We start from the raw sequence: 23,933 nt of genomic DNA on the forward strand, positions 1-23,933 counted from the left end.
GCCATTCGCAGTGAACTCTTTATGACTTCGCTGCTCAAGGGCGCCTTAGAAACTGACACGGAAATCAGTTTCTACCTGCCTCGTTCTGCCCTTACGGGCCTTAGTTGTTCTAAAGGGGTTCCATACGATCCGATCTGTCTGCATCTTCCTTCCCCGGCTCGGACGGCCCCTCCGACCTTCGTCTCCCGGCTCCGCCTCCCGATTCCGGGCTGGTTTTCGCTGGCCTGGTTAAAAACAATTTTGGTGCGTAGGTATTTATGTAGCACTACATTTACATAGTTCGTACATAGATCGTGAAGGGATTTTCAGAAACGACTTCAGGTTTTACTTTAAACGTCAAGGCATTTCACGAAACGACTTCACTCTTTACATTAAATCATGAAGGCATTTCTGAAAATCCCTTCACGGTTGATGTAAAAACTTACTCACTACTCCACCAAATCTTTTTTACCCTTAGCTAGCCAAGTAACAGCCGGAAAGAAGGGGAAGCCCAGGTGGGCGGGGGAAGTATTAAGATCAATGGGATCGTATGGAACCCCTTAGATGTACTTAGATCCGCGAGGACAAAAAGAGACAGGTAGAAACTGAATTCCGAATCAGGTTCTAAGCGCCCCTTGAGCAGTGAAGTCATCAAGAGTTCACTGCGAATGGGCGCGGTCCTGTCTCTTTTTGTCCTCGCGGGTCTTAGTACATCTTAGGGGCGAATCCCGAATCCCATTGATCTTAATACTTCCCCCGCCCACCTGGGCTTCCCCTTCTTTCCGGCGTCTCTTAGTTAACTAAATAAAGATTTGCAAATCTATTTATAGTAAGAAAAAGTTCAAGACTTTCTGGGGATATTATGATAAACTAATAGCAAATTGTATTCGGGCAGGGGAGCTGTCTGTCCGGCGCATCTTAGAATGATTAAATCAGTGATTGGAGGATACTATGGGAATTATTAAGGCAGTTACAAGCGCAATCGGCGGTTCACTGGCGGATCAGTGGTTGGACGTCTTCGAAGCGGGGGACATGGATTCACAGACTGTGTTTACCAGCGGGGTGAGAATCAGAAAGGGCCAGAATACCAAGGGAACGGACAATACGGTTTCCAACGGTTCCGTTATACATGTTTACCCGAACCAGTTTATGATGCTGGTGGATGGCGGGAAGGTAGTGGATTATACGGCGGAAGAAGGCTATTACACGGTGAATAATTCAACGCTGCCGTCTTTATTTAACGGGGAATTTGGGGAAACGTTAAAAGAATCATTTAACAGAGTACGTTACGGAGGGCAGACGCCGCTTAGCCAGAAGGTGTATTTTATCAATCTTCAGGAGATAAAGGGAATTAAGTTCGGCACGCGCCATCCGATTAATTATTTTGATAATTTTTATAATGCAGAGCTGTTTTTGCGCGCTCATGGTACTTATTCGATTAAGATTACTGATCCGATTCTGTTTTATGCAGAGGTTATTCCTAAGAATCAGAGCCGGGTGGGGATTGAATCTATCAATGAACAGTATTTGAATGAATTTTTGGAAGCACTGCAGTCATCCATTAACCAGATGTCGGCAGACGGTACCAGGATCTCGTTTGTTTCCTCTAAGGGCAGAGAATTGGGACAGTATATGGCTACCACTTTGGATGAGGAATGGAGACGGGCCAGAGGCATGGAGATTCAGGCGGTGGGTATCGCCAGCATTTCTTATGACGAGGATTCCATGAAACTGATCAATATGCGGAATGAAGGCGCCATGCTGGGTGATCCCAATGTGCGCCAGGGATATGTGCAGGGCGCTATGGCGCGCGGAATGGAAGCGGCCGGTTCCAATGCAAACGGCGCCCTTGCCGGATTCATGGGCATGGGTATGGGAATGAATGCTGGTGGAAACTTCATGGGAGCGGCGTCGGCGGCTAATATGCAGCAGATGCAGATGCAGCAGCCATACGGCCAGCCTCAGGTTCAGCCTCAGCAGGCTCCGGCCCCAGCTCCGGCTATGGCAGGAGCGGCACCGTCTCCACAGGCGGGCGCTGCGGCTCCGGGAGAGTGGGTCTGCAGTTGCGGGAATGTGAATCATGGTAAGTTCTGCAGCGAGTGCGGAAGTCCGAAACCGGCTCCGGCGGGACCATGGACCTGCAGCTGCGGTACGGTGAACAACGGAAAATTCTGCAGCGAATGCGGCAGACCTAGGGATTAACATTAAAAGGTGAAGGCATTTCGTGAAATGCCTTCACCCTTAACATTAAATGACCTGGTATATGACGTAAAAAGAGGATTAAAAACGATGTCAGTTATTACATACAAGTGTCCAAACTGCGGCGGCGGCCTGGAATTTGATCCGGAAGCCCAGAATTATAAGTGCGATTACTGCCTTTCTGAATTCACTCAGGAAGAGCTGGACGAAGCTCAGAAGGCGGAAAGCGCCGAACAGATTGTAACGGAAACCGGTCCGGAGGGGGAAAGTGAATCCCGGACGGTTTTATATACCTGTCCCAGCTGCGGCGCTGAGATTGTGACAGACGAGACGACTGCGGCATCCTTTTGTTATTACTGCCACAATCCGGTTGTGCTGGCAGGCAGGATGACAGGCGGATATCATCCGGACTTTGTGATACCATTTGCTATTGACAGGGACAAGGCGGTGGAGATATTCACGCAATGGATTGGTAAGAAAAAATATGTTCCGAACGCATTTTTCTCCAAGGACCAGATTGAGAAAATATCCGGCGTTTATTTTCCATACTGGCTTTACAGCTGCCAGGTAGACGGGGATATGGAGGCTGAGGGGACGAAGATTAAAACGTGGGTGATGGGCAATATCCGGTATACGGAAACCCAGAAATACCAGGTGGACAGAAGCGGGCAGATGAAAGTGGAGCATGTAACCCGTAATGCGCTGAAAAAGGCCAACAAACAGCTGGTAGAAGGCGTGCTGCCTTTTGAAATGAAGGGGCTGAAGGATTTTTCCCTCGGATATCTTTCCGGTTTTATAGCGGAAAACAGGGATATGAACAGTAAGGATTTTGAAGCGGATGTCAACACGGAAATCCGCCAGTATGCCCAGAGCAGCCTGAAAAATCAGGTGGTGGGCTATGATTCCTTAAACGTCAGGTCCTGCCGCATCAATGTGGATGACGAAAGCTGGAAGTACGCGCTGATGCCGGTATGGACTCTGACATACAGGGATCAGGCTAAGAATAAGATCTATTATTTTGCTTGTAACGGACAGACGGGAAAGATCTGCGGGGAACTGCCTGCGGATAAAGGCAAGCTGGCCGTTCTGTTTGCAAAGGTATTTTTCCCGATTCTGGCTGTTCTCTTGATTGCGGGGTATTTTATATGATGAGTTGGAGCAAAATAAGAAAAAATATCTGTATATGGATGACAGCATTTCTCTGTTCGTTCCTTTTCATGACGGCGGTGGTAAATGCCGCTGAAAAAGCGGATGATGGCCAAAGGGTATTCGATGATGCGGGTCTGTTTACGGATTCCCAGATATCGTCCATGGAAACGGAGATTGCAGAACTTCAGAAGAAGATGAAGATGGACGTGGTGGTGGTCACCACAAGGGATTCAGGAGGAAAGAGCGCTGTCGCTTATGCGGATGACTTTTATGATTACGGCGGCTTTGGAACCGGGAATGATTATAACGGCCTGCTGTTTTTGATCGATATGGATAACAGAGAGCTGACCATCTCCACCAGCGGAATCATGCGCCGTTATCTGACGGATAAACGGGTGGAATCCATGCTGGACCGGATCTATGAATACGCGTCTGACGCCGATTATAAGGGATGTGTGGATCAGTTTTTGAAAGATACTTTAAAATATTACAAAAAGGGCATTCAGGCCGGGCAATATATCTATGATGTGGAAACCGGAAGGATAAGCTTTCACAGAAGCATACGCTGGTATGAATGGCTTTTGGCCTTAGGGGTCTCCCTGTTTACGGCGTGTTCCGCCTGCCTTTCGGTTGTCAGAAAGTATGAGATGAAAAGCGAGCGGAAGCAGGCAGCTAATTTTAATCTGGCCTACAGGGCGGACTGCTGTTTCAGTTTCAGAAATCAGACCGATAATCTGGTCAATAAATTTGTGACACAGGCGATTATACCGAGAAATACTTCATCCGGCGGAGGAAGCGGAAGAAGCGGCGGATCGGGAAGAAGCAGTGTCCACAGATCTTCCAGCGGAAGAAGCCACGGCGGCGGAAGCCGGAAGTTTTAAAGAAAGAGGGTTGCTAAATGACTAAAAAGAGACGGCTACAATTTAATGTACTGCTGACAGTATTTTTCCTGGTGATGATTATTATTAACGGACCGAATCTGAATCCATTGTATTCAGACGGGGCATTTGCATGGTGTTTCATATTGAGCTGCTATGTGGGGCTCAACTTTTTGCTGGCCCTTGGCGGTCTGCGCCTGGAAACAGACGCTTATCACAGGATGCATCTCAGCATGGACAGCAGTATCAAAGGGGTAAAAAAGGGCGTGACCCTGTTGGCGGTGATCTGGGTGCTGTATATAGTTGTGATGATTCTGTCCACTCCTATTTTCAATTATCCTGCTTATAGGGATCAATTGGGCCATGCAGATACGTCGGAATTTACCGATACGGTACAGCCGCTTTCTCTTGCACAGCTGCCCATCGTGGATCAGGCCCTTGCCAGGGAGCTGGCGGATAAAAAGGTTGGAGAAAATCCGGGCCTCGGAAGCCAGGTGGTGTTGGGAGAACCGGTGATCCAGACTGTGAATGACAAGCTGGTATGGGTAGTACCTCTTCAGCATTCCGGTTTCTTTAAATGGCTGAAAAATATGGACGGTTCCGCCGGATACATCGTGGTTTCCGCAACTGACTTAAACGACGTGGAGCTGGTCAGCAGCCACAAGCTGAAATACCAGCCCAATGCTTATATTTTCGACGATTTAAACCGCCATGTGCGGTTCTTCAACGGAGGTCTGTTCCGCGGCCTGACCGATTATTCCTTTGAGCTGGACGACGACGGTAATCCGTACTGGGTGCTTACCAGCTATAAGAATAAATGGCTGTTTTCTCTGCCGGAGGCCGACGGAATCCTGCTGGTGAACGCCACTACAGGCGAGGGAATCCATTATCAGAAGGAGAATATACCGGAATGGGTGGACCGTGTCCAGCCGGAGGACTTCATCATGCAGCAGATTCAGAACCAGGGCGAATATGTGCACGGTTTCCTGAACTTCTCTAATCAGGATAAATTCAGGCCCAGCCAGGGACACATCATTGTATATAATAATTCCGACTGCTTCTTGTTTACCGGTCTTACCAGCGTGGGCTCTGATGAATCCGCCATTGGATTTATGATGATCAACATGGTGACAAAAGAGGTGAGAAAATACCAGATGAGCGGGGCTACGGAGACAGCGGCCATGCAGTCCGCACAAGGTAAGGTCCAGCAGTTTGGATACAGGGCTTCGTTCCCGATGATTATCAATCTGGATGGCAGACCCACGTATTTTATGACATTGAAGGACAATGCGGGACTGATTAAACAGTATGCGTTTGTATCTGTAGCGAATTATACAAGTGTGGGTACCGGAGAGACTATTAACAGTGCGCTCAGGAATTTCCGTCAGGTGATTAACAATAACGGAGATGGAATTGTGACCGGAGAAAATGCGGAGACAGTGACCGGAACGATACTGAGGATTGCCAGTGAGCCGTTGGGAGATGGATTGACATATAAGATGATTCTGGAAGAGGAAAAAGACAGGATTTTCATTTGTGCATATGATCTGAGCAATGAACTGGCCCTTACTGAACCGGGAGATAAGGTGAAACTGGAATGTCTGCCCTGCAGAGATGGAATCTGCACAGTTATGGTTTTTGATAATCTGGAGTTTGAACAGAGATAAGCTTTGAGAAAGTTTTATATGGAGTTGGACGGAAGTCTATATTAGGAGACAGCAGCAAAATGAAGTTATACATTTTGCTGCTGTCTTTTTCTGTGCCGATTATAAAGCCGGCTTTTATTATGAATAGCTAATAAAATGTGTATATTACCATTTATCTGTAGGCAAAGGCAGAGGATCGACGGTTTCTTCCAAACGATCGGCTAATAGTTCCAGCATCCGTATTTTTATATCTTTATGTGACGCAGAATCCCACAAATTACAGAATTCATTAGGGTCTTCCAACAAATCGTAAAGTTCCCCTTCCTTTGATGAACAGTACCGGGAAAGCTTATAGCGGCCATCAAATACCATGGAGCCGTATGCTTCCGGTTTGGTATGCCATGGCATAGCCTCACAATATTCAGAATATACGCTGCTGCGATGCGTATCAGGATTCTGTTCACCGGTCAGGATAGCAGCCAGAGAACGGCCCTGCACGCCCGGTTCAATTGTGCCCAGACAGAACTCTTCGATAGTAGGTGTCAGATCGGTCAGCTCAGTCAGGGTGTCCAGCTGCCTTCCGCCCGGAAAATGATCCTTCCAGGAGAAAATTAAGGGAACATGTACCATGGCTTCATAGAAATAGGGACCTTTTAAGTAAATTCCATGATCCCCCAGCATTTCTCCGTGATCTGAGGTGAAGATTACGATTGTATTTTTATCCTCCCCGGTTTCTTCCAAGGCATTCATCAGGAGGCCGAATTGGATATCAATCATCTCCACCATGGCGTAATAAGCGGCTTTGATAATCCTATGTTCATAATCGCTCATTTCGTCAAAAGAGAAGTGATGGGCGACTGAGGTGTTGTTGTAAGCACTTTGATGATCCAGTTTCTGAAAAATGGTCTTGCCGTCTAATTCACCGGCCCGATAACCGGGAAGAGGAAGGTCCTCTGCACGCTCTAAATATTTGTCCAACAGGCGTTTAGGGGGATCAAAGGCATGGTGCGGATCAAAGAGGTTGATATTATAAAACCAAGGCGGGCTTACAATGTCCGGCATCTGCTGCTTTTCTTCCGCAGAATAACGAATCCAGTCGATAGCATTGCCGATGCACCACTTGGTGAAATGATATTCTTCCTCCATGCCGGTTTTAACGTAGCCTTTCTCATCATAATCTGTATATTCATATTTTTTTCCGTGTTTAAACAACCAATGGCTGTATTCGTTAGCACTCCAGTAGGTTCCCCCGGATTCCGGCAGTCCGGCGTTTCCGATGCCGGAAGGATTGTGCGCCCAATGGAATTCCGTAAAACCGTCATCAATCCGTTTTTCATGGATCGGACATGCCGTTGGGCCGCAAGGCGCCAGATGAAGTTTTCCAGACAAAGAACAGTAATATCCATGGTCTGCCAACACGCGTGAAATGAGACGTTCTTCTTTCGGAATAGACTGACCGTTAGCACGGCACCGTGTGGTTCTGGGATACCGCCCGGTCAGGAAAGATGCCCGGCTGGGGGTACACACCGGAGACTGACAGTAAGCGTTCTTAAACAGCACGCCTTCTGAGGCAAAACGATCCAGATTAGGGGTATCCACATATGGATTTTGATAACAGCCCAGCGTGTCGAACCGCTGCTGGTCTGTTACAACCAACAGTATATTGGGGCGCGTATTTGCGTATTTGCTCATAAAATATCCTCCAAAATTTTGCAGTATGTAAGGTTATCAATAATTAAAGCGGCAGCCCATTACCTTATCGATATTACACAGGACGGAGTGATCAAAGCATTCTCTGGTTAACTGGTTCTGCAGTCCGGCAAATTCTTTGTTGTTCCACAAATTATTAAATTCGTCAGGATCCTGTTCCAGGTCATACAGCTCGCAGATATCCTCTCCATGGTGTATGGCTATCTTATAGCGGCCGTCAAACATCATTGTGGCGTAGATTCTATGCATCAGCATGGTGGAAAAATAAAATTCTGTGTAGATGCGGTCCTTATGATAATCCGGAGACATTTCTCCAGTCAATATATTTAACAGACTTTTTCCCTGGATATATTCTGGTACGGGAAGTCCGGCCAATTCCAGGAGAGTAGGTGCCACGTCTACCAATTCGACCAGCGCAGTGCTTTTGACGCCCTGAAGAATTCGGCCGGGACAGGAGAAAATCAGCGGGACATGAATCAGACCCTCATAAAAATATCCTCCTTTCCAGTAAATGCCATGATCTCCCAACATTTCGCCATGATCGCTCATAAAGACGATGATGGTGTCATTTCTCAGATCAGACTGATCTAAAAAATCCAGAAGACGGCCCAGCTGGTGATCAATTAATTCGATTTCAGCATAGTAATCGCGGGTGCATTCCCGTTTCTCATCATCGGTCATAGAAACAGTATCCCGCACCATGCCTTTTTGTGATCCGTGGAGATAGCAGTCTTTTTGTGCGGCAGGTTTATTGTCGAGTTCTCCTTCCTTCCAAAGAGGAAGCGGCATATTTTGTATATCAAGTTTGTCCTTGTACTCTGTCGGAGGGTCAAAGGGCGGATGAGGATCAAAAGGATTGATGCTGAGGCACCAAGGCTTCTCTTTACTGTGGCCGCGGATAAACTCAATGGCTTCTTCTACGCACCAAGTGGTTTGATGATCTTTTTCGGCCATTCCCTGAATTCGTTCGGGGATTTTATAACCATTTCTGGGCGGCCATTCGCAAGGCATATCATATTCTTTATGCCAGTCAACCCCCTTTTGCTTTAGCCATTCTATATATTGATTCAGGCCGGGAGCCCAGTCGTCACAGGGCTGAGGGCTCCATCTCATATATGTATATCCGTCGTCTGTCCGTTCTTCCATGCGACGATAGTGAGAAGTTAAATGAAGTTTTCCAATCAGGCCGCAGGTATAACCTCCATCTGACAGCAGTTTTGTTACCAGTGTTTCATCTTTAGAAAAATGTTCATTTCCATTGATGGAAGCGCGGACTGTGCGCGGATACCTTCCTGTCATAAAGCTGGAACGGCTGGGCGTGCAGATAGGATTCTGACAGTAGGCGCGTGTGAAGGCGGTGCCTTCCTGGACGAGACGGTCCAGATTCGGGGTATGGATATGCGGATTGCCAAGTGAGGCAATGGTATCATACCGCTGCTGGTCTGTACAAAACCAAAGAATATTAGGTTGTTTCAAATCAAATTCCTCCTTTCCCGTGTCTTTACCGGGGAATCAGCAGTTAGCTAAAAAGTTACGTATATATGGCAGGGCGGCGCCACAGGAAAAAACGTCAATTTCTGTATGTCCGATTCGTATGAAATCAGACACCGGCGAAAATACGGACTGACTGCGGATTTCCGCCTGCAGCAGGCGCAGATCATCAACCGTCAGGTATCCCGCGATATTGCCTCCCAGTATGATATCGCAGTCAAGCATCATATGCATACTGTTCAGGGCAAGTGAGAGATTTTTCAGATACTCCGTCCATTGTTTTTCGGCCTCTGCATTGCCAGAGCGGAGTTTTGTGAAAAAAACTTCATAGGATGGAAAGGTTTCGCTGAGCAGTACACGTGCTGAACAGTATCCGGATACGCAGCCGTAATTACCACAGTAGCATTTCCGGCCATTGGGAAATAGGATCATATGTTCAATCAGGCCTCCCCGGTATTCTTTGCCCCGGTGAATCTGCCCATGCATGATCAGCGCTCCGCCAAGATCATAATTCAATGATACATAGAGGGCGTTGTCGGTCTGAGGTGAAAACCAAATTTCGGCTTCTGCAGCCGCTTCTGCATCGTGAACCAGACTGCAGGGATGGTCCAGATGGGCAGCAAAATCCGACAGTGTGGCACCTGCGCTTCCCAGCCGGACACTTTGCGTGACTGTTGTGCGGTCGGCTGACAACAGACCCTTGATAGCGATACCGATGCCAAGAATCCGCTGGCCGGAGAGGTTAAGAGAACGACAGAAAATATTTACCATCTCTCCAAATTTCTCATAATATGCGGAATGATTTGAATATTTAAGTTCATGATGTTCCCGTTTTATTATTTTGCCGAATAAATCTATGGCAGCAATACGGACATGATTTTCGGTAATTTGTGTTCCGATTGCAATCCGGGCATTGCTGACACATGTATAAGCGACGGATTTGCGCCCGCCGGTTGATTGGAACATGCCGTTGCGTTCAATTAAATGTTTTTCTTCCAATTGTTTCAGATTCTGTGAGATGGTGGGCATACTCAGCTGCAGCCTGTCGGCAATATCCTGGCGTGATATGCGTCCTGATTGATATATTAATTTATATATCTGACTTTGATTAAAATCCCGAATTTCGGAAGCTGTCATTTTCTTCATATGTATTAGTTCCTTTACGATAGTTTGTTTTTTGAAGATATGTAAATGTATTTTATATATCTTGATTGCAATTATAACAGGCTAAAATGGAAAAAGCAATTATATTTTTTGATTAATTTGTATAAAAAGACGAATATCAAGGCGATATATAGTCTGAATTATAAAAAAATACCAAATACATATTGACAAATATTTGCATTTTCCTATATACTGAAAATGAACTTTAGTAAAGTTAATTTATATAAGTTGCAAGGGCGGGCAACACAAGAAAAAACAGGAAAACCAGTGCTTTTATGTTTTAGGCTAAGGAAAGAAGGTGCATTTCATTTATTAAGGAGCTTGAGGAACAATACATTTAACGAAAGATCAAGGAGGATGCATATGAAGAAAAAAATAATTGCTGTGTTATTGGCAGCCAGTATGACTGCAGGGCTGACGGCCTGTGGCGGCGGTTCCGGCGCAGATGGAGCTGCAGCAAAAACAGAATCAGGAACAGAAACAGAATTACAAAATCCTACCGGTTCATCAAAGGGAGAATCTGATGCGGTACGTACGGAAACTGAAAAGAAAGATTCGGAGGCCGCCGGTAAATACCCGTCTGAAAAGGTAATAACCTGGTACGTACAAGATGCAGGTAATGTTACAGATACCATTGCCCGTATTATCGCACCAAAACTGAGTGAAGAACTTGGGCAGAACATTGTAATTGAAAACGCAGGCGGTGCGGGAGGTATGAATGAGCTGATGCCGGTATTGGCTGCGGATGCAGACGGGTACAGTATTGCAAGTCTTGCGGTAGCATTTTTGTGTCTGACTCCATTCTCCTCAGACTGTACATATGATTATACTGATTTTGAGATGCTCTATAATGTTTTTTCACAGCCGCAGGTTATGGTTGTGAGCGCGGATGCTCCTTATAGTACTTTTGAAGAGTGGAAGGACTTTGTAGCTGAAAATCCGGGAAAATTTCGTTTTGGCGTACCGGGGGCTTCTACGGTTCATAATATGTGCCTGCAGGGTCTGAAACTGGAAAGCGGTATGGATTATAATGTGATTAATTACGGCAATGCTTCTGAAACTGTGGCTGGTCTTTTAGGAAAACATATTGAAGGACTGGTATTGGGCTATTCTGAATGTATGGCTGGAATTGACAGTGGAGATTTCAAAATCCTGGCTTTTACTACAGATACCAAGTATAAGGGATATGAAGAAATTCCTACTCTCGGAGAACTGGGTTATACTTCAAAAGGAGTTGCGTTCCAGGGGATCTGCTTGAAAGCAGGAACGGACCCGGAGGTAACTGCTAAACTTAAATCTGCATTCGAGAAGGTATTTAATGATCCGGAGGTAATTGAAGCATTGACCAATGCTAATGCATGGGTAGACGGAACATTCCAGAATGGAGAAGAATTTACGGAAACAGTAAAAAGTGCTTATGAATTTTATGAAAAAGTGTTGACTGAAACGGGCCTTATGGAACAGATTTACGGCTGATTAGCGGTCTGACAGCTGAATTTTGAAAGGAGCGGCAGCATGACAGAGAAAAAAATGAATCTTTTGGTAGTTATAGGACTTTTGGCAGCGGATTGCTATTATCTCTATAAATCTTTTACTGCGCCTGCCTATAAGATGGTTTTTATTGGTCCTTATGAATTTCCCAAAATCATCGGAAGTGTCCTGGCGCTTTTATGTCTGATCGTTCTCGTTCAGACTATAATCGGAGAGGAGAATACAGCGTTTACAATTTCAAATTTTCCTCTGACTGGTGTTACTGTGGCGGCTACATGTGGATTCCTTTTTCTCTGGCAGAAATTTGGTTTGTTTTACATGTGGGGAGGCATTTATTCACTGCTGCTTTTATTTGCTTACAGAAATGAGGGAGGGCGCTTTTGCAGAAAAAATATTTGCCTTAATTTGATGATAAGCACATCTCTTATGGTGTTTGTTTACCTGGCTTTTGGTGTGCTGATGAGAATTAAATTATAAGGGGGCAGTATTATGTTTCAATACGATTTTTCTCTTCTGCTGACTGCAGAAAATCTGGCTTTGATATTTATCGGATCCTTCATAGGACTTTTAGTGGGTTCCATGCCTGGATTGGGCACGGCTCTGGCCATTGTGCTGCTCCTTCCGTTTTCCTATGGGATGAAAGCGCTGTCTGCTATTGTTATGCTGCTTGCTGCGTACCAGGGAGCGGAATATGGAGGATCAATTTCTTCGATTACGCTGGGCATTCCGGGAACTCCTTCGGCAGCAGCCACCGCGTTAGACGGATATGCCATGTCAAAGAAGGGGGAACCTGGAAAAGCTCTGCATTATTCCCTGTTTGCCTCGGCGATCGGCGGTCTGTTCGGTGCATTTGCGCTGCTTCTGCTTACCAAGCCTTTGGCGGAGTTTTCCCTTCGCTTTAATGCGCCTGATTACTGTATGCTGGGGCTGATCGCAATCATTGCCATAATCACCATAAGTTCAACTCAGATTTTAAAAGGTCTGATTTCAGTGCTGCTGGGGCTTATGCTTTGTACAGTGGGGACCGACAGCTTTACAGGTGCCAGCCGGTTTACGCTTGGGATTCCGGGCTTAGTAGATGGGATCTATACCGTTTCTATGGCAGTGGCAATATTTGCGGTTCCTGAGATCCTCTCTATGGTGAGCGAAAGCCTTAACATACGTTATGTGTCCGATGCGAAGCAGTTGAAGAGCAGGCTTTCTGCAAAGGAGTATTTCCATGTGGCAAAACCTATTCTGTCGGGAGCCACTATGGGAACTGTGATTGGGATTTTTCCTGGCTTAGGCGGAGCGATAGCATCGTGGTTGTCCCTGTTGTTTACAACAAAAACTTCCAGACATCCGGAGAATTTTGGCAAGGGCGAGCCGCAGGGGATTGCTGCTCCTGAATCAGCGAATAATGCTTGTGTAGCAGGTTCATTGATACCTGAACTGGCTTTGGGAATCCCGGGAGCTCCAGCGGTTGCAATTATCGCGTCGGCTTTTATGATCCATGGCATTAAGGTAGGACCAAGCCTTTTTAGTACAGACCCTGAATTGCTGAACGGAATTTATTATGGCTTTTTTCTTTCTGTTGCAGCTATGTATATTCTGGGAAGGCTTTTAACTCCATTTTTTGCGAGAATATTGTCTGTGCCCGGATCAGTATTGGTACCGGTAATCATGGTATTTTTGATTATCGGCACATATGCCGGAAAGAAGAATTTTGTACATCTTTGGATTGCTCTTGCTGTCGGTATCATATGCTATTTTCTAAAACGAATGAATTATCCGTTAGCGCCGATCATGATCGCTTATGTGATTGGACCGTTAATAGAAAGCAATTTTCGCCGCTCTTTGGAGCTGTCAGGCGGTAGTTTAGATATATTTGTTCAGTCCGTTTGCTCGAAAGTGATTTTTAGTTTATTAATATTTGTTATTATCTTTCCGTGGGTAAAAAGGCTATGGGCTTTAAGTTTAGAGAAAATTAAAAAAATATATTGACAATTGCCTGAAAGCGTTTATAATGAAAAACAACATCAGCAATGATGCACAACAGCATAACGTTAAACCGATGAAGCGGAGATCAAGCCGTAGTGAGCATCCACAGAGAGTAGGGGTAGCTGAGAGCCCTATGATAAGCTGGACGGTAAATGGACCGCAGAGGGAAAGGTGAACAGACATATAAATCTATGTGTTTAAGTACCCGGAACGTAGGCCTGCGTTAAAGGCAGAGAATGTGTTGGCATTTTCGTAAAAGTATTTCTTTGGTGAATCAGATAAGGTGGCACCGCAGGTATCGTTTATTTCGACCTGCCCTTTCGTTAGGGCAGGTCTTTTTGTTTTTATAAAATGAATGAATTAAACGTTACCAGGGGAAAACCAGACCGGTATGGAAAACCCATAATATCACAGGCGGCCCCCTCAGATTCATGAATACGAAAAATAGTGCCATTATAACTTATTATTTATCAAAGAAAGCGAGGATTTAACGATGGAAAACAAGAGAGTGATGGAAGTAACGATAAAACAGGGTCTTCAGATTTCAGACCTGATTCTGGTGGCGGTTTTACTGGCCGCTGGAGCCGTTCTTAAACTGTGTGTAGGCAGTGTAATTAATTTCTTCGGGATGAAGCCAAACTTTATTATCGCAATGTATTGTCTGGCAATTTTACTCATCCGTCCAAAGGTAGTGGAAGCAGCGGTTATCGGATTGTTAGCCGGCGCTGTATGCCAGTTCTTACCGGGAAGCCCATATATCAATTTTATATCTGAACTGCTTGGAGCAGTTACCATGGCGGCGCTTGTGATGATGCCGATGAGCCTTGGAAAACTGAATATCAAACCGTTAGTGAGCACATTTTTGGCGACTTTAGTGAGCGGCGGCAGCTTTACGGTCTGCCTGTTCCTCTTCATGGGAGCCACGCCTTCCAGCCTGGTTGCCTATGTGCCGATTGTGCTTTGTACCGCCGTTATTAACTGCATTATCGTGCAGATTTTATATATCCCGTTAAAGGCGGCTCTTAAAAAATAAAACAGGAAGGTGTCATATGATTCGGGTAAATGGACTGCATTTTACATATGAGGCGGGAACGAAGAAAGTGCTGGACGGAATTGATCTGGAGATTCCACAAGGCGGATTTTTAGGAATTATCGGTCCCTCCGGCGCAGGAAAAACCACACTGCTCCATGCGGTAAATGGAATAATCCCTCATCATTTTAAGGGCGATTATTATGGATCGGTGCTGGTAGACGGCAAAGATACATTTGATACCAGCCTTACAGACTTATCTAAAACGGTGGGAACCGTATTTCAGGATATTGACAGCCAGATGGTCGCATCCATAGTGGAAGATGAGATTTTGTACGGGCTGGAGAATTTCGGAGTTCCAAGAGAAGAGATCGAAGGACGGATTGCAGAGGCCCTTGAGATGGTGGGAATCACCGGGCTGCGTTACAGGGACATCAATTCCCTTTCGGGTGGGCAGAAGCAGAAGGTGGCAATCGCGGCCATCATCGCATTGAGGCCGGATATCCTTTTGTTGGATGAACCGACCGGGGAATTGGACCCGGGGAGCAGCAGGCAGATCTTTTCCCTTCTCCGGGAATTGAATGAAACGTATGGAATGACAATTGTGGTGGTGGAACAAAAGATCATGCTGCTCTGCGAATTTGTAAAAGAGCTGGGAGTGCTGTCGAAAGGGAAACTGGTCTATCACGGCCCGGTCAGGGATGTTCTGAAACACAGCAGGGATTTGGAGGACATCGGAGTCCAGTGTCCAAGAGTGGTGAGCTTATCAAATGCCATGAAGGAAGCAGGTTACGGGGACGGAAGAATCTGTCTGAACTTAAAGGAAGCGGAAGAAATGGTCCGCAGGTCCATGTAAGGCAAAAACAGATAGAATGAGAGGTAATTATGATACGGTTTGACAATGTTTCGTTTGGATATTCCAGAGATAATATCATGATCCATCAGCTGAACTTTGAAATACAAAAAGGGGAATTCGTGGCGCTGGCAGGAGAAAACGGCGCAGGCAAAAGCACCACCTCAAAGCTGATAAACGGGCTGTTAAAGCCTGTATCCGGCGATGTGACGGTCATGGGCCGGAATACCAGGACAACGAAAACCAGCCGGATTGCCAAACATGTGGGTTTTCTGTTTCAGAATCCCGACCGGCAACTTTGCAGGAATACGGTGAGGGAAGAACTGCTTTTCGGCCTGGATCTTGTGACGGATCTTAAAAAAGAAGAAAAAGACAGAAAAGTGGAAGAAGTGCTTTTAAAGCTGGGGCTGGACGGTGAACGCGATCCGTTCCGGCTCAGCAGGGGAGAGAGGCAGCGGGTGGCGCTGGCATCCCTTTTGGTGGTGGAGCCTGAGATACTGATTCTGGATGAACCCACCACAGGACTTGATTATAAAGAATGCAAGCAGATCATGGATGCGGTCAGGGAACTGAACCGGCAGAAACAGGTTACGGTGGTCATGGTGTGTCATGATATGGAAGTGGTGCTGGATTATGCGGACCGGGTGCTGGAAATGGCCGGAGGAACTCTTTTAGCGGATGGAGAGACGAGAGAAATCTTTCGAAATGAAGTGGTGATGCGCAGGGCGTCCCTGATTCCACCCCAGATCACGGGCCTGGCTGTCCGGCTGGGCGGCAGGTTTTACTATGCGGATACGGTGGAAGAGATGGTTGACGCTCTTGAATTTGAGATCAGAAAGGCGGAATAGGGCGATGAAGGGAATCTTAGATTATGTACCGGGCCATACGGTTTTGCATCATATGAATCCGGTAACCAAAATTCTGTTGTCATTTTCAATCTGTGTGGCCTGTTTTATGAGTGACAATCTTTTGTTTCTTCTGGGCATTATCGCTTTAGATCTGGCCATCGGAGCCGGCGGCGGCGTATTTTCAAAGGCGGTTTCCCTTTTAAAAGGGCTTTGTAAGGTTTGCTTATTCTTATTTGTGCTCCAGCTTTTGTTCGTGAGAGACGGAAATAAAATTTTTTTGTTCATAACGGATGCTGGTATTTTACTTGCAGGCAAAATTGTGTTACGATTAATAGGTGCAACAATACCGTTGGCGCTGGTGCTCACTGTGACCCAGATGAACGATTTATCCAATGCGCTGGTGGATGTGGTGCATATGCCTTATAAGTATGCATTCACTCTGACAACGGCTGTACGCTTCATTCCCATGTTTATCGCGGAGATGAACGGGATCATGGAAGCTCAGACGGCCAGAGGAGTGGAGTTTGATACCAATAATATTATCAGGAAGATGAAACTGATCCTGCCCCTGTGCGTGCCTTTGCTAATCACTTCGGTGAGGAAGGCGGACGCCAGCGCCATGTCGGTGGAGATACGCGGGTTTGATCTGCGGACCAGGCAGTCGGGGTATAAGAGATACCCGTTTCACCGGAGAGATATCGTAACACTGGCCTGCTGTGTGGGTCTGATCACCGCAGCAGCGCTCATTTAGCTTAGGAGGATGTTCGCACATGAGTAAACAATTTATTATGGGTAATGAGGCCATTGGGCTGGGTGCCATTAAAGCAGGCGTCAAGCTGGTTTCCGGCTATCCGGGAACGCCGTCCACCGAGGTTTTGGAAGCGGTGGCAAAATATAATCCGGGACACGTCTATGTGGAATGGTCGGCCAATGAAAAGGCAGGTCTGGAAGTGGCAGCCGGAGGCGCATATACCGGAGCCAGAACCATGGCTACGATGAAGCAGGTGGGGCTGAATGTGGCCACAGATCCGCTGATGAGTTTGTCTTACATAGGGGTAAAGGGCGGCATGGTGATTATGGTTGCCGATGACCCGGGCCCCATCTCATCCCAGACAGAGCAGGATACGAGAACATTTGCATCTTACAGCAAACTGCCGGTCTTCGATCCGGTTTCGCCGGAAGAGGCATATGAGATGATCGGGGATGCATTTGAGATATCGGAAAAATATTCCACGCCGGTGCTGTTCCGCCCGACCACGAGAGTCTGCCACGGTTATGCCACTATCGACATGGAAAAACGTCCTGAATATCCGGCTCCGGAAGGATTTATAAAGGATTCGAACAGATGGGTTATTTTCCCAAAACTGTCCTATCAGAACCATAAAAAAATTGAATTAGAAAGAACTCCTAATATATCAGAAGAATTTTCTTCCTACCGTTTTAACCGGATCAAAGGTTCCGGCAGCAAAGGAATCATAACGGGAGGAATCAGCTACGAATATGTGGAAGAAGCGCTGAACGGCTATGAGGGAGTGAAGGTATTTAAGGTAGCAACCCCTTATCCGTTCCCTGAAAAGCTGGCGCTTCAATTCCTGGAAGGGCTGGACGAAGTCATCGCCATCGAAGAACTGGATCCGGTTCTGGAGCGGGAACTGTTGCTTTTATGCGGCAAATACCATCTTCCGGTTAAGATCAGAGGGAAGATGACCCGCGACGTGCAGTGCGCCGGTGAAAACAGCGTGGAATCCGTCCGCCAGGTGCTCGGCGATTACCTGGATGTGGAGGAAGGCGTTCTGATTCCGGCTATGCCGGTGAAAGAACAGCAGTTTTCACCCACTCCGGATCTTCCGATCCGCCCGCCTGTTCTCTGCGCGGGATGTTCCCACAGGGCGTCCTTCTATGCGGTAAAGAGAGCGATGGAAGGCAGAGAAGCGGTGTTCTGCGGAGATATCGGCTGTTATACATTGGGCAATGCAAAGCCTCTTGACATGGTGGACACCTGCCTTTGTATGGGCGGCGGCATCACCGTAGCTCAGGGGCTGGGAAAGATCGAGCCGGATAAGACGTATTTCGCATTTGCAGGCGATTCCACATTTTTTGCATCGGGAATTATGGGAATCGTCAATGCGGTTTACAATCAGGCCAATCTGATCGTCTGCGTGCTGGATAATTCCACCACGGCCATGACCGGCCATCAGCCTCATCCGGGCACCGGAAAGACCATGATGGGTCAGGTGGTGGATAAGATCGATATCACAAAAGTATTGGAAGGAATCGGAGTGGCCGAGGTGGTTACCGTGAATCCGGTGGATTTAAAAACTTCCATCGATACGGTCCGCCGTCTGGCTGACGTAAAAGGCGTAAAAGCGATTATTTTCAAATACCCCTGTGTGGCGCTGTCAAAGAAGCCGGACCACGTATGCCGCATTAATCAGGATAAATGTGTAAAATGTCAGGAATGCATCAAAGAAATCGGCTGCCCGGCTCTTGTTTCCAGCGATGGGGACGTAACCATTGACTCTGCGCTTTGTACGGGATGCGGCCTGTGTACCCAGGTCTGCTCTGTAGAAGCCATCGAATATTAGGGAGGAGGAAGGACAGATGAAGAATATCTTATTATGCGGCGTAGGCGGCCAGGGTACTGTTCTTGCATCCAAACTGATCGCTCAGGCGGCGATGGAAAAGGGCATGAAAGCAAAAAGTGCGGAAACGATCGGCATGGCCCAGAGAGGCGGAAGCGTTGTGAGCCATGTAAGATTCGGACAGGAGATTTACAGCCCTTTAATTCCCATGGGGCAGGCGGACGTTATCATGGCATTTGAGCCGGGAGAAGCGATGCGGGCGATCCCGTATCTGAAAGAAGGCGGCAGCATGATCGTGTGCCCGGACGCCATTTTACCGGTTACCGCATCCCTTGGGATCGGCGGGTATTCGGGAACCAAAGCGGTGGAATATCTGAAAGAACATGTAAAATCCCTGGTATTGGTGGATGGAACGTCCATTTGTAAGGAATGCGGCTCTCCAAAGGTGCTGAATGTGGCCCTGCTGGGAGCTGCGGCAGCAGGCGGGATGCTTGGAATTACCATAGAAGAGATGGAAAATGCGGTGATGAACCGCGTTCCGGATAAATTAAAGGATATGAACCGCAAGGCGCTGCAACTGGGAGCGGCCAGCGTGTCAAATATGAAACGGTGAGGTAACCACATGAAGATGAAAGAGTCACAATTCCTTGTTATCAAGGAGCAGTTAAAGAAATTGAAGAGCAAAGAGTGTTTTTACCAGCAGAAACTGGAAGGAATTGATGTGGATTCCATTCAGTCACAGGAAGATTTTGAAAAACTTCCATTTACCTGGAAAGGCGATTTAAGGGAAGCTTATCCACTTGGGCTGATGGCTGTACCGGAGGAAGAGATTGTCAGAATCCATTCTTCTTCAGGAACTACGGGAATCCCTGTGATCATTCCTTATACCCAGAAGGATGTGGATGACTGGGCGCTGATGTTTGCGCGCTGCTATGAGATGGCGGGTGTGACCAACAGGGACCGTGTGCAGATTACCCCCGGATATGGGCTGTGGACTGCAGGAATCGGTTTCCAAAACGGCGCTGAGAAATTAGGCGCCATGGTAATTCCCATGGGGCCGGGCAATACGGATAAACAACTGCGCATGATGATGGATATGGAGTCTACGGTGCTCTGCGCAACTTCCTCTTATGCCCTTCTTTTAGCGGAGGAGATCGATAAGAGAGGAATCGGAGAAAAGATTCACCTGAGAAAAGGAATTATCGGTTCCGAGAGATGGGGCGAGAAAATGCGTGCCCGTATCGCTCATGAGCTGGGCGTTTCCCTGTATGATATCTATGGCCTGACCGAAGTTTACGGACCGGGCATTGCGATCAGCTGTGACAGCCAGTGCGGAATGCACTACTGGGATGATTATGTGTACATAGAGATCGTAGATCCGAAAACCGGGGAAGTTCTTCCTGACGGCGAAGTGGGCGAGATCGTAATTACCACGCTGAAAAAAGAGGGCGCTCCGTTAATCCGCTACAGAACCCATGACCTTTCCAGAATTATGACCGGCGAATGCCCATGTGGTTCCCAGTACCCGAGAATCGATACGCTGATCGGACGTACCGACGATATGCTGAAGGTGAAAGGCGTTAATATCTTCCCAAGCCAGATCGAGGAGATGCTTCAGAATATAAAGGGAGCTTCCAGCGAATATCAGGTAATGGTGGATCATTTATATGGAAAGGATATTCTGACTCTGTTTGTGGAGGCAAATCCGGGTACAAACCATTATCTTCTGGAAAGCGAGATCGGAGAGCAGTTTAAATATAAGATCGGTCTGACTCCTGTGGTTAAGCTGGTGGAGATCGGCGAGCTTCCGAGAAGTGAGAAAAAATCAACAAGAGTATTTGATAACAGATATTAAGTTTTGCCCAAATTCTTCCCCGGCATGCCGGGGGAGAATTTTTGGACTTTTGAAATAGACCGCCGGCCGGGTATTTCGGCTGATAAACGGCAGTATGAGGAGCAATTATGGACGAAAAAAAGAAAAAACGAGGAAACAGCTGGACCCACCGGATCATAGTCGGAGTGCTGGTAATTATCATCATTATCAGCTGTGTGGGAATGCTGAAGGAATATCTGGACGGAAAAAAGACTGAGGATAAATATGAAAGTCTGGCTTCCATGGTGCAGACCACAGAGGAAACGACCACCCAGCCGGAGACCAAGGAAACAGAACCGGAGACGGAAGAGACAACGGCCTATGTTTCGCCGATTGACTTTGAAGCTCTTAAAGAGATCAATCCCGACACCGTAGGATGGATTAAGATCCCGGATACCAATGTGGACTATCCGATCGTATGGAAAGAAGGGGATAACGACACTTACCTTCACACCGACTTTGAAGGCAACAGCAGCCAGGCCGGAGCCATCTATCTGGATATGGACAGCACCCCTGATTTCAGCGGAAGAAACAACATTCTGTATGGCCATCACATGAAAAATGGAACCATGTTTAAGGACGTGGTGAAATATAAAGATAAAGAGTATTTTGAGGCCCATCCGTATTTTGAGATTTACACACCGGAGCGGACGATACATCTGAAGGCGGTATCGGCCTACTATGACAAGGCCCAGCCCATTGTGAGAAAGACCAGATTTAAGACCAGGGAATCTTATAATGCATTTGTACAGGAGATGCTTGCACCCTGCAGCTATGCTCAGATTCCGGATGTGGATATCGATTCTTTATTTATCTTGGTTACCTGCAGTTATGAGGTGGATGATGCCAGAACCTTTTTGTTTGCGGTTGAAGTGGATGAAGACGGCAATGTGATCGCGTCGGAAGATCCGCAGGGCGGATTTTTAGAATCTCCGTCAACGGAAAGCACATCAGCGGAAACTGCTGCTGAGAGTACGGCAAACTAAAGGACAGGCAAATTATGTTTACAAGAAAAGATTTAATTAAACTTTTAGCTCCTTTGATTGTGGAGCAGGTGTTGGCCGTGCTGGTGGGCATGGTGGATGTTATGATGGTGGCGGCTGTCGGGGAGACGGCCGTTTCCGGCGTTTCTTTGGTAGATTCCATCAGCGTGCTGATCATTCAGCTTTTGGCCGCCCTTGCTACCGGAGGCGCGGTGGTATCGGCTCAGTATCTGGGCAAGAAACGGCCGGAACAGGCATGTAAATCGGCAGGCCAGCTGGTTTTGATCACTCTGATGGTATCATTTGTGATTTCAGCGGCGGCCCTTATAGGAAACCGTCATTTACTCAGCGTGATATTCGGTAAGGTGGAAGATGCGGTCATGAGGGATGCGATGAAGTATTTCTTCTTATCAGCCCTTTCCTATCCGTTTCTGGCTCTTTACAATGCATGCGCGGCTCTGTTCCGTTCCATGGGTAACTCTAAGGTGTCCATGATGGCGTCTATTGTGATGAATATGATCAATATCACCGGAAATGCGATCTGTATCTACGGCCTTCACATGGGCGTGGAAGGCGTTGGAATACCGACCCTGGTCTCCAGGATTGTGGCGGCCATGCTGATGTTTTTCCTGATCCAGAATCCCAATAATATCATTCGGATCAGGAGCTTTCGAGAGCTGCGGCTTGACGGCGCCATGATTAAAAAGATTCTGCAGATCGGGATTCCCAACGGCTTGGAAAACAGCATGTTCCAGTTTGGTAAAATTACCCTTCAGAGCCTTGTCTCTTCTCTGGGAACGTCGGCGATCGCCGGATATGCGGTTGCCAGCAACCTGGTTACTTTGCAGTATCTTCCGGGCAATGCGCTGGGATTGGGTTTAATCACCATTGTAGGGCAATGCGTGGGGGCAGGAAAGATCGACGAGGCCAAGTCTTATACGAAAAAACTGATGGTGCTGGATTATTGTATATTGGCGGTTATCTGCAGTTTGATGATCATTTTCCGGCATGATCTGGTGGGGATTTATAATTTGTCGGGAGCTGCTTCAGAAGCGGCGGGGCAGATGGTCTTTGCCCACAGCGCTGCCATGGTTATCTGGCCGCTGTCATTTACCATTCCTTATTATCTGAGAGCCAGCAACGATGCGTCTTATACTATGATGGTATCGGTGGCGTCCATGTGGCTGTTCAGGATTGGATTTGCATATCTGTTCGTTAAGGGGATGGGATGCGGTATTATGTGGATCTGGTATGGGATGTTTATTGACTGGATTTTCCGGTCGTTTATGTTTATATGGAGATTTCGGAGGTCGAAAGGGCCTAAAGCATAACAAAGAAATAATGAGAAAAGGGAGAGGGAAAATGAAGAAAGCTGTGATTTTATTATTGTCAGTTCTGTGTGCGGCCAGCATGAATGCATGCGGCCATGAGCATACCTATGCGGATGCAACCTGCACAACACCAAAAACCTGTACAAAATGTGAGGCTACAGAAGGGGAACCCTTGGGGCATACCTATGCAGACGCCACTTGTACGGAACCGAAAACATGTAAGGTCTGCGGGGCCGTGGAAGGAGAACCGTTGGGACACTCTTATACGGAGGCAACTTGTACGGAACCGGAAATATGTACGGTCTGCAAAGAGACAGGCGTGGAGGCATTAGGGCATTCGACAGAGATTGGAATCTGTGAAAGATGCGGAGAGTATCAGGGAAAGGAATCGGTTGTAAAAATTCTGGATAATCTTCAGTATGCCAATGCGCAGACTGACCTCGCTTTAGTGATACAGTTAACAGGGACTGATTTATACAATAATATTAATAAAGGATTTGAATATTATGAAACGGCTAAAGAGAAGTACAATGAATCTGTCGAACTGTGTGCTGATTATCCGGAACTTTCTTCTTTAAAGGAAGATATTCTAAAAACAATAGAAGCGCTGCCATTAACTGTGCAAGGCAGTGATTTAGAGTCCATAGATGGATATTTGGATGATTTAGAGGATTTTGCGATTGCGAAGGCACAAATGCAGATCGATATGGTATTTGTTGAAGAAAGTATCAAATAATCAAAAGGGA

General features: G+C 46.9%; 20 protein-coding genes. 17 read left to right on the forward strand and 3 right to left on the reverse strand.

Annotation, left to right across the window (positions count from 1 at the left end):
• Window positions 1-930 precede the first annotated feature (930 nt).
• The 4 genes from C0033_RS11495 to C0033_RS11510 all read left to right on the forward strand — a co-directional run bounded on the left by C0033_RS11495 (window position 931) and on the right by C0033_RS11510 (window position 5,872).
• Window positions 931-2,181 (forward strand): SPFH domain-containing protein, encoded by a 1,251-nt coding sequence (locus C0033_RS11495; RefSeq protein ID WP_103228019.1) that lies wholly within the window; start codon window positions 931-933, stop codon window positions 2,179-2,181.
• 87 nt (window positions 2,182-2,268) lie between these two features.
• A complete protein-coding gene (locus C0033_RS11500; RefSeq protein ID WP_103228020.1) occupies window positions 2,269-3,327 on the forward strand; it encodes an ATP-binding protein in 1,059 nt (352 codons plus the stop codon).
• Between the two features lie 38 nt (window positions 3,328-3,365).
• On the forward strand, window positions 3,366-4,208 hold the full coding sequence (locus C0033_RS11505) for a TPM domain-containing protein (protein WP_242984480.1): 843 nt from the start codon (window positions 3,366-3,368) through the stop codon (window positions 4,206-4,208).
• A 17-nt stretch (window positions 4,209-4,225) separates the two neighbouring features.
• Window positions 4,226-5,872 carry a hypothetical protein gene (locus C0033_RS11510; RefSeq protein ID WP_103228022.1) on the forward strand — a complete coding sequence of 549 codons (1,647 nt, stop codon included), beginning with the start codon at window positions 4,226-4,228 and terminating at the stop codon, window positions 5,870-5,872.
• Window positions 5,873-6,016: 144 nt separating this feature from the next.
• Here C0033_RS11510 and C0033_RS11515 read toward each other — a convergent pair whose 3' ends face one another.
• Genes C0033_RS11515 through C0033_RS11525 form a run of 3 tightly spaced genes read right to left on the reverse strand, consistent with a single transcriptional unit; the run spans window position 6,017 to window position 10,198 of the window.
• Entirely contained in the window at window positions 6,017-7,543 is a 1,527-nt protein-coding gene (locus C0033_RS11515; protein ID WP_103228023.1) for a sulfatase-like hydrolase/transferase, read from the reverse strand.
• Window positions 7,544-7,579: 36 nt separating this feature from the next.
• The gene (locus tag C0033_RS11520; RefSeq protein WP_103228024.1) at window positions 7,580-9,037 is read right to left on the reverse strand and encodes a sulfatase-like hydrolase/transferase; all 1,458 of its coding nucleotides are present in this window, start codon (window positions 9,035-9,037) and stop codon (window positions 7,580-7,582) included.
• A gap of 36 nt (window positions 9,038-9,073) precedes the next feature.
• Complete coding sequence (locus tag C0033_RS11525) at window positions 9,074-10,198, reverse strand: ROK family transcriptional regulator (RefSeq protein WP_103228025.1); 1,125 nt, start codon at window positions 10,196-10,198, stop codon at window positions 9,074-9,076.
• 381 nt (window positions 10,199-10,579) lie between these two features.
• Here C0033_RS11525 and C0033_RS11530 point away from each other — a divergent pair, with 381 nt between their 5' ends.
• The 13 genes from C0033_RS11530 to C0033_RS11590 all read left to right on the forward strand — a co-directional run bounded on the left by C0033_RS11530 (window position 10,580) and on the right by C0033_RS11590 (window position 23,923).
• The gene (locus C0033_RS11530) at window positions 10,580-11,692 is read left to right on the forward strand and encodes a tripartite tricarboxylate transporter substrate binding protein (RefSeq protein WP_180994688.1); all 1,113 of its coding nucleotides are present in this window, start codon (window positions 10,580-10,582) and stop codon (window positions 11,690-11,692) included.
• Window positions 11,693-11,731: 39 nt separating this feature from the next.
• Window positions 11,732-12,184 (forward strand): tripartite tricarboxylate transporter TctB family protein, encoded by a 453-nt coding sequence (locus tag C0033_RS11535; RefSeq protein ID WP_103228027.1) that lies wholly within the window; start codon window positions 11,732-11,734, stop codon window positions 12,182-12,184.
• A 12-nt stretch (window positions 12,185-12,196) separates the two neighbouring features.
• A complete protein-coding gene (locus tag C0033_RS11540; RefSeq protein WP_103228028.1) occupies window positions 12,197-13,690 on the forward strand; it encodes a tripartite tricarboxylate transporter permease in 1,494 nt (497 codons plus the stop codon).
• 490 nt (window positions 13,691-14,180) lie between these two features.
• Window positions 14,181-14,720 carry a tryptophan transporter gene (locus tag C0033_RS11545; protein WP_103228029.1) on the forward strand — a complete coding sequence of 180 codons (540 nt, stop codon included), beginning with the start codon at window positions 14,181-14,183 and terminating at the stop codon, window positions 14,718-14,720.
• Between the two features lie 16 nt (window positions 14,721-14,736).
• Window positions 14,737-15,573: an ABC transporter ATP-binding protein gene (locus C0033_RS11550; protein WP_103228030.1), complete on the forward strand. Its 837-nt coding sequence runs from the start codon at window positions 14,737-14,739 to the stop codon at window positions 15,571-15,573.
• A 29-nt stretch (window positions 15,574-15,602) separates the two neighbouring features.
• Entirely contained in the window at window positions 15,603-16,418 is an 816-nt protein-coding gene (locus C0033_RS11555; protein ID WP_103228031.1) for an energy-coupling factor ABC transporter ATP-binding protein, read from the forward strand.
• Between the two features lie 4 nt (window positions 16,419-16,422).
• Entirely contained in the window at window positions 16,423-17,169 is a 747-nt protein-coding gene (locus tag C0033_RS11560; RefSeq protein ID WP_103228032.1) for an energy-coupling factor transporter transmembrane component T, read from the forward strand.
• A gap of 19 nt (window positions 17,170-17,188) precedes the next feature.
• A complete protein-coding gene (gene iorA / locus C0033_RS11565; RefSeq protein WP_103228033.1) occupies window positions 17,189-19,003 on the forward strand; it encodes an indolepyruvate ferredoxin oxidoreductase subunit alpha in 1,815 nt (604 codons plus the stop codon).
• Between the two features lie 16 nt (window positions 19,004-19,019).
• Complete coding sequence (locus C0033_RS11570) at window positions 19,020-19,613, forward strand: indolepyruvate oxidoreductase subunit beta (RefSeq protein ID WP_103228034.1); 594 nt, start codon at window positions 19,020-19,022, stop codon at window positions 19,611-19,613.
• A 9-nt stretch (window positions 19,614-19,622) separates the two neighbouring features.
• Window positions 19,623-20,855 (forward strand): phenylacetate--CoA ligase, encoded by a 1,233-nt coding sequence (locus C0033_RS11575; protein WP_103228035.1) that lies wholly within the window; start codon window positions 19,623-19,625, stop codon window positions 20,853-20,855.
• Window positions 20,856-20,962: 107 nt separating this feature from the next.
• The gene (gene srtB, locus C0033_RS11580) at window positions 20,963-21,859 is read left to right on the forward strand and encodes a class B sortase (RefSeq protein ID WP_103228036.1); all 897 of its coding nucleotides are present in this window, start codon (window positions 20,963-20,965) and stop codon (window positions 21,857-21,859) included.
• 14 nt (window positions 21,860-21,873) lie between these two features.
• The gene (locus tag C0033_RS11585) at window positions 21,874-23,187 is read left to right on the forward strand and encodes an MATE family efflux transporter (protein WP_103228037.1); all 1,314 of its coding nucleotides are present in this window, start codon (window positions 21,874-21,876) and stop codon (window positions 23,185-23,187) included.
• Window positions 23,188-23,218: 31 nt separating this feature from the next.
• The gene (locus C0033_RS11590) at window positions 23,219-23,923 is read left to right on the forward strand and encodes a hypothetical protein (protein WP_103228038.1); all 705 of its coding nucleotides are present in this window, start codon (window positions 23,219-23,221) and stop codon (window positions 23,921-23,923) included.
• Window positions 23,924-23,933: the final 10 nt, after the last annotated feature.

This window comes from Clostridium sp. chh4-2, assembly GCF_002899675.1.
Taxonomy (GTDB): domain Bacteria; phylum Bacillota; class Clostridia; order Lachnospirales; family Lachnospiraceae; genus CHH4-2.

Excerpts from the sequence above, each read along its gene's own strand:
- C0033_RS11495 (WP_103228019.1), top strand. The coding sequence starts at position 931 with ATGGGAATTATTAAGGCAGTTACAAGCGCAATCGGCGGTTCACTGGCG.
- C0033_RS11500 (WP_103228020.1), top strand. The coding sequence starts at position 2,269 with ATGTCAGTTATTACATACAAGTGTCCAAACTGCGGCGGCGGCCTGGAA.
- C0033_RS11505 (WP_242984480.1), top strand. The coding sequence starts at position 3,366 with ATGACAGCATTTCTCTGTTCGTTCCTTTTCATGACGGCGGTGGTAAAT.
- C0033_RS11510 (WP_103228022.1), top strand. The coding sequence starts at position 4,226 with ATGACTAAAAAGAGACGGCTACAATTTAATGTACTGCTGACAGTATTT.
- C0033_RS11515 (WP_103228023.1), bottom strand. The coding sequence starts at position 7,543 with ATGAGCAAATACGCAAATACGCGCCCCAATATACTGTTGGTTGTAACA.
- C0033_RS11525 (WP_103228025.1), bottom strand. The coding sequence starts at position 10,198 with ATGAAGAAAATGACAGCTTCCGAAATTCGGGATTTTAATCAAAGTCAG.
- C0033_RS11530 (WP_180994688.1), top strand. The coding sequence starts at position 10,580 with ATGAAGAAAAAAATAATTGCTGTGTTATTGGCAGCCAGTATGACTGCA.
- C0033_RS11535 (WP_103228027.1), top strand. The coding sequence starts at position 11,732 with ATGACAGAGAAAAAAATGAATCTTTTGGTAGTTATAGGACTTTTGGCA.
- C0033_RS11540 (WP_103228028.1), top strand. The coding sequence starts at position 12,197 with ATGTTTCAATACGATTTTTCTCTTCTGCTGACTGCAGAAAATCTGGCT.
- C0033_RS11545 (WP_103228029.1), top strand. The coding sequence starts at position 14,181 with ATGGAAAACAAGAGAGTGATGGAAGTAACGATAAAACAGGGTCTTCAG.
- C0033_RS11550 (WP_103228030.1), top strand. The coding sequence starts at position 14,737 with ATGATTCGGGTAAATGGACTGCATTTTACATATGAGGCGGGAACGAAG.
- C0033_RS11555 (WP_103228031.1), top strand. The coding sequence starts at position 15,603 with ATGATACGGTTTGACAATGTTTCGTTTGGATATTCCAGAGATAATATC.
- C0033_RS11560 (WP_103228032.1), top strand. The coding sequence starts at position 16,423 with ATGAAGGGAATCTTAGATTATGTACCGGGCCATACGGTTTTGCATCAT.
- iorA (WP_103228033.1), top strand. The coding sequence starts at position 17,189 with ATGAGTAAACAATTTATTATGGGTAATGAGGCCATTGGGCTGGGTGCC.
- C0033_RS11570 (WP_103228034.1), top strand. The coding sequence starts at position 19,020 with ATGAAGAATATCTTATTATGCGGCGTAGGCGGCCAGGGTACTGTTCTT.
- C0033_RS11575 (WP_103228035.1), top strand. The coding sequence starts at position 19,623 with ATGAAGATGAAAGAGTCACAATTCCTTGTTATCAAGGAGCAGTTAAAG.
- srtB (WP_103228036.1), top strand. The coding sequence starts at position 20,963 with ATGGACGAAAAAAAGAAAAAACGAGGAAACAGCTGGACCCACCGGATC.
- C0033_RS11585 (WP_103228037.1), top strand. The coding sequence starts at position 21,874 with ATGTTTACAAGAAAAGATTTAATTAAACTTTTAGCTCCTTTGATTGTG.
- C0033_RS11590 (WP_103228038.1), top strand. The coding sequence starts at position 23,219 with ATGAAGAAAGCTGTGATTTTATTATTGTCAGTTCTGTGTGCGGCCAGC.